This window comes from Haemophilus sp. HMSC066D02 (genome assembly GCF_001810545.1).
Classification (GTDB): Bacteria; Pseudomonadota; Gammaproteobacteria; order Enterobacterales; family Pasteurellaceae; genus Haemophilus_D.
On the sequence record NZ_KV801806.1, the window covers coordinates 40,741 to 54,428 of the forward strand.

At 39.1% G+C, this 13,688-nt stretch carries 14 protein-coding genes; 6 read left to right on the plus strand and 8 right to left on the minus strand.

Annotation, left to right across the window (positions count from 1 at the left end):
* Positions 1–47 precede the first annotated feature (47 nt).
* The 3 genes from HMPREF2750_RS05180 to HMPREF2750_RS05190 all read left to right on the plus strand — a co-directional run bounded on the left by HMPREF2750_RS05180 (position 48) and on the right by HMPREF2750_RS05190 (position 1,961).
* Positions 48–431 carry a hypothetical protein gene (locus tag HMPREF2750_RS05180; RefSeq protein WP_005697445.1) on the plus strand — a complete coding sequence of 128 codons (384 nt, stop codon included), beginning with the start codon at positions 48–50 and terminating at the stop codon, positions 429–431.
* A 123-nt stretch (positions 432–554) separates the two neighbouring features.
* The gene (locus HMPREF2750_RS05185; RefSeq protein WP_005697437.1) at positions 555–1,232 is read left to right on the plus strand and encodes a hypothetical protein; all 678 of its coding nucleotides are present in this window, start codon (positions 555–557) and stop codon (positions 1,230–1,232) included.
* A 225-nt stretch (positions 1,233–1,457) separates the two neighbouring features.
* On the plus strand, positions 1,458–1,961 hold the full coding sequence (locus HMPREF2750_RS05190) for a contact-dependent growth inhibition system immunity protein (RefSeq protein ID WP_005697455.1): 504 nt from the start codon (positions 1,458–1,460) through the stop codon (positions 1,959–1,961).
* Positions 1,962–2,034: 73 nt separating this feature from the next.
* Here the strand turns inward: HMPREF2750_RS05190 and glpK are convergent, their stop codons facing one another.
* Positions 2,035–3,546, minus strand: coding sequence for a glycerol kinase GlpK (glpK, locus tag HMPREF2750_RS05195; RefSeq protein WP_005697426.1), 1,512 nt, complete (start codon positions 3,544–3,546; stop codon positions 2,035–2,037).
* Between the two features lie 371 nt (positions 3,547–3,917).
* On the opposite strand from glpK, the gene HMPREF2750_RS05200 reads away from it, so the two are divergent.
* Positions 3,918–4,661: an MIP/aquaporin family protein gene (locus HMPREF2750_RS05200; RefSeq protein WP_070582934.1), complete on the plus strand. Its 744-nt coding sequence runs from the start codon at positions 3,918–3,920 to the stop codon at positions 4,659–4,661.
* Positions 4,662–4,733: 72 nt separating this feature from the next.
* Here HMPREF2750_RS05200 and HMPREF2750_RS05205 read toward each other — a convergent pair whose 3' ends face one another.
* The 5 genes from HMPREF2750_RS05205 to cysZ all read right to left on the minus strand — a co-directional run bounded on the left by HMPREF2750_RS05205 (position 4,734) and on the right by cysZ (position 9,066).
* Positions 4,734–5,504, minus strand: a complete 771-nt coding sequence (locus HMPREF2750_RS05205) for an amino acid ABC transporter ATP-binding protein (RefSeq protein WP_070582936.1) — start codon at positions 5,502–5,504, stop codon at positions 4,734–4,736.
* 9 nt (positions 5,505–5,513) lie between these two features.
* Positions 5,514–6,230 carry an amino acid ABC transporter permease gene (locus HMPREF2750_RS05210; protein WP_049365735.1) on the minus strand — a complete coding sequence of 239 codons (717 nt, stop codon included), beginning with the start codon at positions 6,228–6,230 and terminating at the stop codon, positions 5,514–5,516.
* Positions 6,214–6,987, minus strand: coding sequence for an amino acid ABC transporter substrate-binding protein (locus HMPREF2750_RS05215; RefSeq protein WP_005697382.1), 774 nt, complete (start codon positions 6,985–6,987; stop codon positions 6,214–6,216). The genes HMPREF2750_RS05210 and HMPREF2750_RS05215 overlap by 17 nt, the downstream gene beginning before the upstream one ends.
* Positions 6,988–7,169: 182 nt before the next feature.
* Complete coding sequence (cysK, locus tag HMPREF2750_RS05220) at positions 7,170–8,120, minus strand: cysteine synthase A (protein ID WP_005694743.1); 951 nt, start codon at positions 8,118–8,120, stop codon at positions 7,170–7,172.
* Between the two features lie 100 nt (positions 8,121–8,220).
* Complete coding sequence (gene cysZ, locus HMPREF2750_RS05225; protein WP_070582938.1) at positions 8,221–9,066, minus strand: sulfate transporter CysZ; 846 nt, start codon at positions 9,064–9,066, stop codon at positions 8,221–8,223.
* Positions 9,067–9,237: 171 nt separating this feature from the next.
* Here cysZ and zipA point away from each other — a divergent pair, with 171 nt between their 5' ends.
* Together zipA and ligA are read left to right on the plus strand one after the other, a co-directional pair.
* A complete protein-coding gene (gene zipA, locus HMPREF2750_RS05230; protein ID WP_070582940.1) occupies positions 9,238–10,272 on the plus strand; it encodes a cell division protein ZipA in 1,035 nt (344 codons plus the stop codon).
* An 82-nt stretch (positions 10,273–10,354) separates the two neighbouring features.
* Complete coding sequence (gene ligA, locus HMPREF2750_RS05235; RefSeq protein ID WP_186821574.1) at positions 10,355–12,358, plus strand: NAD-dependent DNA ligase LigA; 2,004 nt, start codon at positions 10,355–10,357, stop codon at positions 12,356–12,358.
* A 101-nt stretch (positions 12,359–12,459) separates the two neighbouring features.
* On the opposite strand, the gene HMPREF2750_RS05240 is transcribed toward ligA, so the two are convergent.
* Both HMPREF2750_RS05240 and HMPREF2750_RS05245 read right to left on the minus strand, forming a co-directional pair.
* Positions 12,460–13,023 carry a hypothetical protein gene (locus tag HMPREF2750_RS05240; RefSeq protein ID WP_054420346.1) on the minus strand — a complete coding sequence of 188 codons (564 nt, stop codon included), beginning with the start codon at positions 13,021–13,023 and terminating at the stop codon, positions 12,460–12,462.
* Between the two features lie 57 nt (positions 13,024–13,080).
* Entirely contained in the window at positions 13,081–13,467 is a 387-nt protein-coding gene (locus tag HMPREF2750_RS05245) for a YgiW/YdeI family stress tolerance OB fold protein (protein WP_054420347.1), read from the minus strand.
* Between the last annotated feature and the right edge of the window lie 221 nt (positions 13,468–13,688).

Sequence of the window (13,688 nt, forward strand, 5' to 3'; positions counted from 1 at the left end):
GTCAATCATCCAATCCCCTTTTTTATTTCAACGAAAGGAATATTCTTATGGAAAAAGGTATTCTTGGGCCGCATGAAGGCAAGGAGCTGGAATTAATGTTAAGGGGCGAAAAGCAAGTGGCATTATTCAATCAGGAGCTCGGTATTCCTGACGCCTTTCTCCCTTATCTTGAGCAAGGAATGCTTCATTCAAAAACAGTGCAACGTCATATTAATGATGTTTGCTTAACCGATTTTATTGTCTATTTACCCCAATCTCTTGCACTCGCTGAACAAATGGAAGTACTACTTCCTGCAAGCACGGTGAATGGTTTTGATCCAAAAGTGGAACGTGAAATCGGCCGAATTCTTGGTTACCGAGAAAAAGATATCGAATACTATATTCAGCATTTTCAAGATAATTTAGAAAAGTATCGGCAGCAGTATAGTTAATAGATAAAATAAAAGTGCGGTTGATATTTAAGCAAGATAGGCGTATGTATATGATGAAATCCTTTTAAGGATAGAAATAAATATACGAACGATTAGAGTGAATCCTATATTAGGTGAGAGAAGATGATTATCGGAAATCCAGGGATATATGATAGTAAAGGGAATTTTAATAGCTTTGCTATTCAAATAGATAAGATTTTAGATACAGATAATTTTTCAGTAAATCTGTGTATTGATATGAATATTTACCCAACTCAATTGGCTTATAATAAAGCAAGTTATCTTATTGATTATTTTAATCCTAAATTGGAGATCTTCTCCAATATAAATGATGAGTTATTTTATTTGGATGATAGGGATTTAATGATTAATTTAATGGCAAAGGGATTTGGGTATATATATGCTATTGAGGAATTAATAAAAGACAATAAAATTGATTATCAAGAGTTTATAGATAATGAAGATATTTTTTTAGAAAAATTGAATCTAGTTAAACAGAGTGAAGTGGTAAACCCATATTTATGGGAGATAGACTACATGGAGTATGTAAACAAAGGGTTTTATCCTTTTGTAATAAATAGTTCTAGCGGTTTATCTAAAATAATAGTTGTTTTTAATAAGAATAGAAGTTATGACTTAGATTATATTGAGGATAGATTGTTGCTTTCTAATACAAGATCAAGTCAGAGTGTTGGTTTCTTTGATGAACGATTTTGGGGAGTTAAGGTGTCTTGTGTTAAGAGTGATGAGTTAAGCCTAATAATTAATAAGGTTTACTCTGTGTTGAGTGAGGCTTCTTAATAGAATGTAGACTAGGCATATGGTGCGGTCAAAAACACAAGCGATTTTGACCGCGCTTTTGTTTCCAAAGATGATTATTCTAAGTAAACCTTATAATTCCACATTCACTTTTCTGTAGAAATATCACTATAGATAGCATAACAAGTCAAAGTGGTAAATTAGGTAATTGTTTAATGTATACTAGATCTAAAGGAACTAATATTATTGTTACTAAGGTAAATTAATATGACTAAACCTAAAGCTGCTTTTGTCAGAATTAATAAAGATTTCTTATTGGTTACCTCTTTTATTAGAGGAATGATTGCGATAACAGATCCAGATCAAGATTTTATTTTTAATGAAGTTGATATTTCTGATTTAGATCTAGGAAGGTTAATTAAAGAAAAGCTTAATGAAAGTAAAGAAATTTCGTTCGAAGAGTTTCAGGCTATCTTTAATTCTGAAAAAATGAAAGGACTACAAAAAAATCTCGAAGAAGAGATGAAAAAACGCTATGGATATAAAAATAAAAAATCGATCTATAAGGATATGTCTTTTTTATCTTTAGAACAGGACGCTAGTTTTATAATTATAGCGCCACTTCACCAGGATTCTCTTGGTGGGTACTCAGGAATTTCACTTCCTGACAATTCACCATTAGAATTTAAATATGATAAGAGTATTTCGGATGAAGAATTAGGGAAAGCCATAAGACAAGCCCTGACGTATTGTACGAGTATTTATCGGTAATATATTTCCTCAAAATAAAAGTGCGGTCAAAAACACAAGTGATTTTGACCGCACTTATTATTAGAAGGAAGAATTATTCCGCGTCTTCTTTTGCCCACTCTAATGACCGTTTCACCGCTTTTTTCCAACCTTTATAACGACGTTCACGTTTTTCTTCGTCATTATCTGGAGTAAAAGTACGTTCTACACGTGCTTTGTCGTGAAGCTCATCTAAATCTTTCCAGAAACCAACGGCAAGACCTGCAAGGTAAGCTGCACCAAGTGCCGTCACTTCTTTCACCACTGGACGTTCTACGTTCACATCTAAAATATCTGCTTGGAATTGCATTAAGAAGTTATTGTTGGTTGCGCCACCATCAACACGTAAATATTGTAAGCGTTGACCTGAGTCAGATTGCATTGCTTCTAACACATCACGGGTTTGGTAAGCGATAGATTCAAGGGTTGCGCGTACAATATGGTTACGGTTAGAACCACGAGAAAGACCGAAAATTGCACCTCGTGCATACGGATCCCAATAAGGTGCACCTAAACCGGTGAAGGCTGGAACAACATACACACCGTTACTGTCAGGGACTTTTTGTGCGAAGTATTCGGAGTCATAGCTGTCATGAACGATTTTGAGTTCATCACGCAACCATTGGATTGAAGCACCTGCGATAAATACCGAACCTTCAAGTGCGTATTCTGGTTCGCCTTTGGCGTTACACGCGATGGTGGTTAATAGGCCATTTTTAGAGGTAATGGCTTTATCACCGGTGTGAAGCAACATAAAGCAGCCTGTACCATAGGTATTTTTTGCTTGGCCTGCGCGAGTGCATAGATGGCCGTAAAGTGCCGCTTGTTGGTCACCCGCGATACCGGCAACAGGAATACGCACACCGCCTTTACCCCCGATGTTGGTTTTGCCATACACTTCGGAAGAATTACGCACTTCAGGCAACATAGAACGTGGAATATTTAATAATTCCAACATTTTGTCATCCCATTTTTTCGTATGGATGTTAAATAACATAGTACGGGATGCGTTGGTGTAATCCGTTACGTGAACACGACCTTGAGTTAATTTCCATACAAGCCAGGTATCCACGGTACCAAATAGAAGCTCGCCACGTTCCGCTTTTTCGCGTGCGCCTTCTACATTGTCTAAAATCCATTTCACTTTTGTACCGGAGAAATACGGATCCACCACTAAACCCGTGGTGTTGCGGATATACTCTTCGTGACCATCCGCTTTAAGTTTGTCTGTAATATCTGCAGTACGACGACATTGCCACACAATCGCATTATAAACCGGTGTGCCGGTTGCTTTTTCCCACACAATGGTGGTTTCACGTTGGTTAGTAATACCAATTGCCGCGATTTCATCTGAGGTAATACCTGCTTTTGCAACCACTTCGTTTAATGTTGAACTTTGTGTTGCCCAAATTTCCATTGGATTATGTTCCACCCAGCCTGCGCGTGGATAAATTTGTGTAAATTCACGTTGGGCGATTTCGACAACATTCGCATTGTGATCTAATAATACTGCACGGGAGCTTGTGGTACCTTGGTCCAAAGCGATGATGTATTTTTTGTCTGTCATGGTTCTATTCCTTAGAGCGCTTGGCACTCTCATTAATGAATGAAGAAATTTTGAGCTTAAACGAACAAATTGCGAACCTAACTTAATTGAATTCGAATCTAATTGGAACAAGCAATGTTGGGTTTTGTGATTAGCATCACAGATTTTTCTCTGAAGATATGCAATCGATTGCGTTAACGTACAAAATAATGTGATCCTTCTCTCATTTCTAGAAAATAGATCGGTTTTATCTATTGAATTAATTGGTTAAAACTAGATAATGAAGTCACTCACTTTGAGTATCTCAATATTTGATCAAACAACGAAACGAATTGCAAAGCAAGATTTCTTTAATGAAATCATTAAGTTAATCATTATTTGGAGATTCTCTTATGAATGCCTATTTTGCAGAATTTTTTGGCACAGCACTTTTAATCCTGTTAGGTAACGGTGTGGTGGCCAACGTATGTTTAAATAAAACGAAAGGGCAAAGTTCTGGTTGGATTGTGATTACTACCGCGTGGGCATTTGCAGTGTATGTGGCCGTCGTTGTGACAGGTCCTTACAGTGGGGCACACTTAAATCCTGCGGTAACACTTGGCGTGGCAATGAAAGGGGCATTTGCTTGGGAACTGGTTCCAGGCTACATTGCGGCACAAGTTGTGGGCGGCATGGTAGGTGCGTTGTTGGTTTACATTATGTATAAAGATCACTTTGCAGCGACCGAAGAAGAGGGCTTAAAACGCGCTTGTTTCTGTACCGAACCTGCGATTCGTAACTATCCAATCAACTTAGTGAACGAAATTGTTGGTACCTTCGTGCTTGTTTTCGTGATTTTCTATCTTGCGGGAGCAAACATCACTTTACCAGGCACGGCAGAAAGCACGCCAATTGGTTTAGGCTCTATCGGGGCATTACCAGTAGCGATTCTCGTTTGGGCAATTGGTTTAAGTTTAGGTGGCACAACCGGTTATGCGATCAATCCAGCTCGAGATCTTGGTCCGCGTTTAACCTTAGGTCTTTTCCTGGGCGGGACATTAAAAACTAAAGCTGACTGGGGATACAGTTGGGTGCCGGTTATAGGGCCGTTTATCGGAGCGGCTTTAGCAGCAGTATTCTATAACGCCATTATGTAATTTATTCAAATAGAAAGAGCGGTCAAAATTCATGATGTTTTTTGACCGCTCTTTTTATATTTAGGGGTTTGATTAAATACAATAATCTTCGAATTCCATCGGCATTTTAGCTTGCAATAAGAATTGTTTGGTGCGCTCTTGCTGTGGATGACCGAAGAATTCAGCCGCGGTATTTTGTTCAACAACTTGACCATTTTCCATGAGAATCACGCGATCTGCCACATCTTTGGCAAAATTCAATTCATGGGTGACGATAATCATTGTCCAACCTTCTTGCGCGAGCATTTTGAGCGCTTGTAACACTTCACCGACGAGTTCAGGGTCAAGAGCGGAAGTAGGCTCATCTAACAAGATAATATCGGGTTTAACGGCTAAAGCACGGGCGATCCCGACGCGTTGCTGTTGACCTCCAGAGAGTTGAGAAGGATATAAATCCGCTTTCGCTTTTAAACCAACTTTTTCCAATAATGCTAAGGCTTTTTCACGCGCAATCTCTTTCGCTTGTTTTTGCACAACGACCATGCCTTCCATCACATTTTCGAGTGCAGTGCGATGGGGAAAGAGATTGTATTGTTGGAATACCATTGAAGAACGACGACGCAATTTTAGTTCATCGGCTTTGCTGATTTTTTTACTGAAATCAATGGTTAAGCTTCCATCGGTAAATGCTAATACACCTTTTTCTGGGCGTTCGAGCAAATTTAAACAGCGTAAAAAAGTCGTCTTGCCTGAACCTGATGGACCCAGAATGGCAACCACTTCGCCTTTATTAATTTCAAAATCAATGCCTTTTAATACATGGTGGCCATTAAAACTTTTCTGAATATTCGTGACTTTTAACATAAACAGTCCTTATAAATGGCGAGAAAGGCGTTTTTCTAAACGGGTTTGTCCCATTGACAGCACAAAACAGAATACCCAATAAATGAGAGCCGCTTCACTATAAATTAAAATAAATTCGTAGTTTTCAGCTGTGATGTTTTGCGCCACACGAAATAATTCCGCAATCCAAACGAGTGAAGCAAGGGATGTATCTTTCACTGTGCTAATGAAAGTATTTGATAGCGAAGGGACGGAAATACGTAAAGCTTGCGGCATAATGGTACGCACGAAAGCTTGTGTGTAATTCATGCCTATCGCATAAGAGGCTTCCCATTGACCTTTAGGAATCGCAAGAATGGAGGCCCTTACTGTTTCTGCCGCATAAGCACCAATGTTAATGGAGAACGCAATAATCGCGGTTGGAAAAGGTTCTAGCTTGATGCCAACTTCAGGTAAACCATAGAAAATGATGAAGATCTGCACCAACATTGGGGTGCCACGAATAATTGAAATATAAGTGCGACAAATGCCCTGCAGTATTTTGGTCATTAAATTGGGATGTGGCAATGTGCAAATCACAGCCACGATAACCGCAATGAATAAACCGCAAAAGAAGGAAATGACCGCAAGGGGGATCGTATATAAAATTGCCCCTTCCATCATAGGCCAAAACGAGCTGATTACATAATCAGCTCGTTCTGTGGTCATAAATGGAAGGCTGGCTAACCAATTATTGAGTAATGTCATCGCCAAACCATTTGATTGAAAGTTGTTTTAAAGTTCCGTCTTTGCGTAGTTCTTCAAGTGCTTGGTTCACTTTTGCAATAAGCGGTTCTTCACCTTTCAAGAACGCAAAACCGGTCGGGATTTTTTTATCACTTTCTACAGCAATTTTTAAGCCTGAGTTAGGTTGTTTTTTGAAGTAATCTAATACTGCAAGCTTATCGTTTACTGTTGCATCAACACGACCTTGTTTTACCGCTTCAAGGTTTTGCGCCAAGCTATCTACAGTCACGATAATTGCACCATTATCACGTGCGTCTTTGCTCCAGTTACTGGTTGCAGATTGTGCAGATTTTTTACCTTTTAAATCAGGGAATGATTTAATGCTATCGTTATCGGCTTTCGTCACGATTACGCCAGCAGAGTAGTTGTAAGGTGCACTGTAATCATATTTTTTTAAACGTTCTGGGCTTGGATTGGTTTGGTTCGCAATAACATCAAAGCGTTTTGCGTTCAAACCTGCATACATGCCGTCCCAAGCGGTTTCTTTAAATTCGACTTTCCAACCTAATTTTTGTGCAACTTTTTCGATAATTTCCACATCGAAACCGGTTAACTTGCCATCTTTGTCATGGAAAGTAAATGGTGCGTAAGTACCCTCAGTACCAACTAATAAGGTTTTAGTTTGTTCAACGCGATCAGCAATTTCGCCGGCGTTAGCAAAAGTAGAAAGGGCTAATCCTGCCGCTAAAAGTGCGGTGCTAAAAAATGATTTTTTCATAAGTATTCCTTTTTTAGATAAATAACGAAAGTGAAATGAATTATAAGAAGCGAAAAAGAAAAGAAAAGTATTATTTATTTATGAATTATTTCCTTTAGTTATATCAAATAAAATTTGTTTAATTAATAAACAAAAAAGGTCTGTGAAAACAGACCTTAGATAAAATGAATTCAATCAATAGATTAAGCTTCAATACCTTCGAATAACGCCGTACTTAAATAACGTTCTGATGCAGAAGGTAAGATCGCGACGATTAACTTATCTTGGAATTCAGGTAGTTTTGCTAAGCGGTCAGCCGCAGCCACTGCAGCACCTGAAGAAATACCTGCAAGAATACCTTCCTCAGCCATTAAGCGACGAGCGGTCGCAATTGCCGTATCGCTATCTACAGTTTCCACGCGATCAATTAATGATAAATCTAAGTTTTTCGGAATGAAACCCGCACCGATACCTTGAATTTTGTGTGGACCTGGTTTCACTTCTTGGCCAGCAAGGGTTTGGCTGATAACAGGCGATTCTGTTGGTTCAACCGCTACAGAAGTAATTTTTTTACCGTGATCGAGTTTGATTGCACGAGAAATACCGGTAATTGTACCGCCGGTACCGACACCAGCAACCACCACATCGACTTTACCTTCCGTATCTTTCCAAATTTCTTCACCAGTAGTTTGACGGTGAATGTCAGGGTTAGCCGGGTTTTCAAATTGTTTTAGCATCACATAATGATTTGGATTAGACGCCACAATTTCTTCTGCTTTAGCGATCGCACCTTTCATCCCTTTTGAGCCTTCAGTGAGCACAAGATTGACGCCCAAACCACGTAATAAACGTTTACGTTCAAGACTCATGGTTTCAGGCATGGTTAAGGTGATTTTATAACCACGTGCAGCAGCTACATAAGCTAAAGCAATACCGGTGTTACCGCTGGTTGCATCTACAATTTCTTTACCTGCCGTTAAAATGCCATCTTTTTCTGCTTGCCAAATCATATTGGCACCAATACGGCATTTCACGCTAAAGCTTGGGTTGCGACCTTCGATTTTTACGACAACGTTGCCATTGTGTCCGAAGTGTTTTAAACGAACTAATGGCGTATTACCGATTGAGTATGAGTTATCTGCATAAATTGTCATTTTACTGTCCTTTTATATTTGGGAATGAGTTGATGCAGTAGTTATAACACCGGTTTTTGTATAAAAAAAATAGTTAATAGCTATATTTTATAACTAAATGCTATTTATTCACGATGTTATTTCCTGAAGGCTTAATTTCCGTACTATTAGAACGTGTCACAATTTGTGTTGAACCTGAAGTGCGGTCAAAATTCATATCAAATTTTAATTGTGAGCGATAATTTTCCACCCACATCACCGTTGCACCACAGACCGCCACAGGAATAATCACTAAGTTTACGATTGGCAATGCGGTACAAAGGGTAATTAATGCCCCGAATGTCAAGCTTTGTGAACGTCTTTCGCCTAACGCATTTTTCATAATGCCAAAAGAAATTTTATGGTTATCAAACGGGTAGTCACAGTACTGAATCGCCATCATCCAACAAGTAAATAGGAAGGTGAGTACTGGAATAATAGTTTGTCCAATAACAGGGATAAAACTCAATAAGAACAAGCCTACAAATTTCGGTAAGCTGTACCACAATTTTTGCCATTCACGATTCAACATGCGCGGCACATCTTTCATAATTTCAGCCAAACCATCCTCATTAACGGCTTCACCGGTCAGCATTTTTTCGACTTTTTCTGCTAATAATCCATTAAACGGTGCGGCAATAAAGCCTGAAAGCGTTGTAAAGGCAAAATAGAAAAATAAGAGAATCGAGCCGATAGACAGTACAAGCAAAATCACATTTAAAAAGCTTAACCAATCAGGAATAAAGCTCATTACCCAGTCGATCATCGTGGAGATTTGTGAAACAAATAGCCAAAATAAGCCTGTGAGCAGGACGACGTTAAGTAAAATCGGCATAATCACAAAACGGCGGAGGCCTTTTTGCGTAATGAAATGCCAACCCATCACGAAATGATTGAAAGCAGATTTTATTTCATTTTGATCGATCATCATTGTTCCTTTAAATTAAAAAGTAAAAAATACAAAATGTCACAGAAAGACAATATTTTTTGAGAAAGATTCCATCTCATCCCTTTTAATCTCTTGTTTGCTTTCCTATTTTTTCACCTGTGGAAATGTGATAGGATTAGCAAAAAATCATTGCGTTAAGGAGCAACAAGAATGGACTTAAATACCATTTTGATTATTTTAGGGGTAATTGCTTTAATTGCCTTAGTGGTACACGGATTATGGTCAAATCGCCGTGAGAAATCAAAATATTTTAAAAGCGCGAATACATTTAACCGCACTTCTAAAAACGGTGAGGTCAATCCTTTTTCGCAAGCTGCTGATCCTAATGCGGATATTCGTTTAACACATCGTGCTCAAGCGGCACAGCCTGTACAACAAAGTGTTCAACCTAAAGTGGCACCACAGGCAGCAAGCCAACAGCAATTTAATTTTGATGAGCAACGTGCTCAAGTGGATGTGCGTCAAATAGAAAAAAGCGTCGATGATATTAAAATCTCCTTACCAAATCAGCCAGTTTATGAGATGAAAACGGCGCAACCTGCTCCTGCGCCACAGCCTGAACCTGTGGTTTATCCTGAAACGAATGTACAACCGAAACCACGTGTGGCAGAAATGACAATCGAAGAGTTAGAAGCACAAAGCAATGATTTTGATGGTGTAAATTCTTCTTCGCCTGAATTACGTGAGCAGTTAGCCGAGATGTCATTAAATCCAACTCAAGAACCTACTCATGAGAACGTACATTTTAACTATCACGAACCGGTAGAAGTGGAAAAACCAAAACAAACCACTGGCTTTGTTCAACTTTATGTGATTTCAAATCAAAATCGTGAATTTTATGGTCCGCAGTTATCTCAATCGTTAGAAAACTTGGGATTCATTTTTGGCGAGCGTCAAATGTATCACCGCCACTTTGATTTAAGTGTGGCAAGCCCGGTTTTATTTAGCGTTGCTAATATTGAGCAGCCAGGTACGTTTGATTATTACAATATGGCCGAGTTTTCAACCATGGGTGTGGTACTCTTTATGCAGTTGCCATCTCCAGGTAATAATTTGGCGAACTTACGTATGATGATTCGCGCAGCGAAAACCATCGCAGAAGATTTAGGTGGCGTGGTGTTGACTGATCAGCAAGAGATTTTTGATGATGTAGCTGAGCAGGATTACTTATCTCGCATCGCATAAAACGCACGAAAAAATAACCGCACTTTGGGCGAGCCGATGGTTCGCCCATTTTAATTCAATGAGTAAACCGTTAGAGAACATTATGAGCCTTCAGCAACAAATTGATACATTACGTCAGGATCTTCGTCGTTATGAATATGAATATCACGTGTTGGATAATCCAACCATTCCTGATGCGGAATACGACCGTTTATTTCACCAACTTAAAGCCTTAGAGGCCGCCCATCCGGAACTTATTACAGCAGATTCACCTACTCAACGAGTGGGCGCTAAACCGCTTTCTGGCTTTGCACAAATTCGTCATGAGATTCCGATGCTTTCTTTGGATAATGCTTTCTCAGACGAAGAGTTTTATGCATTCGTAAAACGTATTGAAGATCGGCTTATTCATTTGCCTGAACCTCTCACTTTCTGCTGTGAGCCGAAATTAGATGGTTTAGCCGTGAGTATTTTGTATGTGAATGGTGTGCTGACTCAAGCGGCAACGCGTGGTGATGGGACAACGGGGGAAGATATTACTGCCAATATTCGCACGATTCGAAATATTCCCTTGCAGCTTTTAATGGACAATCCTCCCGCTCGTTTAGAAGTGCGTGGTGAAGTGTTTATGCCACATGAAGGCTTTGAGCGTTTAAATCAGCAAGCGTTAGAGAGAGGCGAGAAAACCTTTGCTAACCCACGTAATGCCGCAGCAGGTTCGTTGCGCCAGCTCGATCCAAAAATTACGAGTAAGCGTCCATTGGTATTGAATGCTTATGGTATTGGTATTGCGGAAGGCGTAGATTTGCCGAATACGCATTATGATCGTTTGCAATGGTTGAAGTCTACTGGGATTCCGGTAAACCCAGAAATCCGTTTATGTAACGGCACGGATGAAGTGTTGGATTTTTATCGTGATATTCAAAATAAACGTAGTGCTCTTGGCTACGATATTGATGGTACCGTGCTGAAAATTAATGATATTGCGTTACAAGAGAAATTAGGTTTTATTTCCAAAGCACCACGTTGGGCGATTGCCTATAAATTCCCAGCTCAAGAAGAATTAACTCGCCTAAATGATGTGGAATTCCAAGTGGGCAGAACGGGGGCAATTACACCTGTAGCTAAATTAGAGCCTGTATTTGTGGCAGGGGTAACGGTAAGTAATGCCACATTACATAACGGCGATGAAATTGAACGCTTGGATATTGCTATTGGTGATACGGTAGTGATTCGCCGTGCGGGAGATGTGATCCCACAAATTATTGGTGTATTGCACGATCGTCGTCCAGCGGATGCAAGACCGATTATTTTTCCAGAAACTTGTCCTGTGTGTGATTCAGCCATTGTTCGTATTGAAGGTGAAGCGGTAGCGCGTTGTACGGGCGGTTTATTCTGTGCAGCACAGCGTAAAGAAGCACTTAAACATTTCGTTTCTCGTAAGGCCATGGATATTGATGGCGTAGGGGGGAAATTAATCGAGCAGTTGGTGGATCGTGAATTAGTTCATACACCCGCCGATTTATTTAAGTTAGATTTAACCACACTGACTCGTTTGGAAAGGATGGGCGCAAAATCTGCTGAAAATGCCTTAGCCAGCCTTGAAAAAGCAAAAAATACGACGTTAGCACGTTTTATTTTTGCTTTAGGAATCCGTGAAGTGGGGGAGGCGACAGCATTGAATTTAGCAAATCATTTCAAAACCCTAGAAGCGTTGCAAAATGCAGATTTAGAAGCCTTACAGCAAGTGCCTGACGTGGGTGAAGTGGTGGCAAATCGTATTTTGGCGTTTTGGCATGAACCACATAATGTCGCGGTGGTGAATGATTTAATCGCTCAAGGCGTACATTGGGAAACCGTGGAAACCAAAGAAGTGACAGAAAACCGCTTTAAAGGCAAAACGGTGGTGTTAACCGGAACCTTAACTCAAATGGGACGTAATGAAGCTAAAGCCTTATTACAAGACATGGGCGCGAAAGTGAGCGGCTCGGTTTCAGCGAAAACGGATTTTGTGATTGCTGGTGATGCAGCCGGTTCTAAACTGACAAAAGCGCAAGAATTAGGTGTGGCTGTTTTAACGGAAGAAGAATTTCTGGCTCAGATTTAATCGTCTCAATCGAAAAAATACTAAAAAAATGACCGCACTTCATCTCATCTCAAGATTAAGTGCGGTTTAACTTTTCTTCTTAATAAACGATAGCAGACATTTTAAGCTCTTAATTTACTGGCTCCGCGTTCCAGTTGTTTTGCCAAGCATTCTTTTGAAGCAATAATCTGTTTACCAAAGCGTTTATATAAACGTTGTTTTAATTTTGCCAACCCTTTCACTTTAGCACTTTTTTCTGCCCCAAATAACTGCTTAATATGGAGTGTCACCTGACCAATTTCTTGTAAGGCAATACCTGTTTTGGCTTTTAATTCGTTTAATTGGAACGTGATTTTTTCCTGTACATTCTGTTCTAATCGTTGTGTTAATTCTGCCGTATCGGCAGTTTCATTTTGACACAACTGTTCAAATTCGGCGATTTCTGTACTGAAATCTAGCTGTAACCCTTGTTCCAGTTCAATTAATACTGCAGTGCCGTATTCCAATTGTGATGTTAATTGCTGTTGGCTCTGAACTAATTGATTTTGAATGGCTTCACTTTGCTCAATACATTCATTTAATGATTGTTTCATTTCTGTTTGTTGCTGCATAGCAGAGGCTTTTAGTGAATCAATTCGTTGTTGAATTTGCTGCATAAGATCTGACATTGTTTGTACGTTTTCCATTCTCTTCTCCTTTGGGATTTTTAACCGCACTTAAGAAAAGTGCGGTCATTTTGTTAGTTATTTTTTGATGATTTGTTTTACATCAACTTCTGTTTTATTCCATTCTTTATCGACTTTACCGATAATTTGAATGTTATCTTGAGGTGCTATCGTTTGACCATTCCATGCTTTTTTGCTGACTTCAATTTGGATTTCTTTTCCACTTGCGTCTTTAAATAAGAAATCCTTTTTACCAATTTGTTTTACAATTTGTCCGTCTAAACGAACTGGAGTGTTATCATTGGCATTTAATGCATCAGCAACGGTTTTTACAATGACACTTTCATCTACAAAACCTTGTTGAGTGACTTGATTATTGCCATCATTAAATCCTTGCGCTATTGCGGTGTTATATACGGCAACAGAAGATAATGCGATAGCTGCAACAGTAAGTAATTTTTTCATAGTTTGTTCTCCTAAATAAGATAATCATAAAGTAAGTTGAAAGTTTTGCTTTCAGATGTATTAAATCATTCAAATCTTAATCTTTTCTTAAGTGATTAACATTTTTCAGATTTATTTATCGATTGGGTTGTTTGCCTTTCGATGAGTGTATTTAAACAAGAGAATCTTAAGGAAAGATTAAGAGAGGTAAAAAAAATGAAAATTTTTTGAAAATAAAAAAT

Coding starts and splice junctions, on each gene's coding strand:
- HMPREF2750_RS05185 (WP_005697437.1), top strand. CDS start 555: ATGATTATCGGAAATCCAGGGATATATGATAGTAAAGGGAATTTTAAT.
- HMPREF2750_RS05205 (WP_070582936.1), bottom strand. CDS start 5,504: ATGTTAAAAGTCACGAATATTCAGAAAAGTTTTAATGGCCACCATGTA.
- HMPREF2750_RS05180 (WP_005697445.1), top strand. CDS start 48: ATGGAAAAAGGTATTCTTGGGCCGCATGAAGGCAAGGAGCTGGAATTA.
- HMPREF2750_RS05215 (WP_005697382.1), bottom strand. CDS start 6,987: ATGAAAAAATCATTTTTTAGCACCGCACTTTTAGCGGCAGGATTAGCC.
- HMPREF2750_RS05210 (WP_049365735.1), bottom strand. CDS start 6,230: ATGACATTACTCAATAATTGGTTAGCCAGCCTTCCATTTATGACCACA.
- HMPREF2750_RS05190 (WP_005697455.1), top strand. CDS start 1,458: ATGACTAAACCTAAAGCTGCTTTTGTCAGAATTAATAAAGATTTCTTA.
- HMPREF2750_RS05200 (WP_070582934.1), top strand. CDS start 3,918: ATGAATGCCTATTTTGCAGAATTTTTTGGCACAGCACTTTTAATCCTG.
- HMPREF2750_RS05245 (WP_054420347.1), bottom strand. CDS start 13,467: ATGAAAAAATTACTTACTGTTGCAGCTATCGCATTATCTTCTGTTGCC.
- cysZ (WP_070582938.1), bottom strand. CDS start 9,066: ATGATCGATCAAAATGAAATAAAATCTGCTTTCAATCATTTCGTGATG.
- ligA (WP_186821574.1), top strand. CDS start 10,355: ATGAGCCTTCAGCAACAAATTGATACATTACGTCAGGATCTTCGTCGT.
- glpK (WP_005697426.1), bottom strand. CDS start 3,546: ATGACAGACAAAAAATACATCATCGCTTTGGACCAAGGTACCACAAGC.
- zipA (WP_070582940.1), top strand. CDS start 9,238: ATGGACTTAAATACCATTTTGATTATTTTAGGGGTAATTGCTTTAATT.
- cysK (WP_005694743.1), bottom strand. CDS start 8,120: ATGACAATTTATGCAGATAACTCATACTCAATCGGTAATACGCCATTA.
- HMPREF2750_RS05240 (WP_054420346.1), bottom strand. CDS start 13,023: ATGGAAAACGTACAAACAATGTCAGATCTTATGCAGCAAATTCAACAA.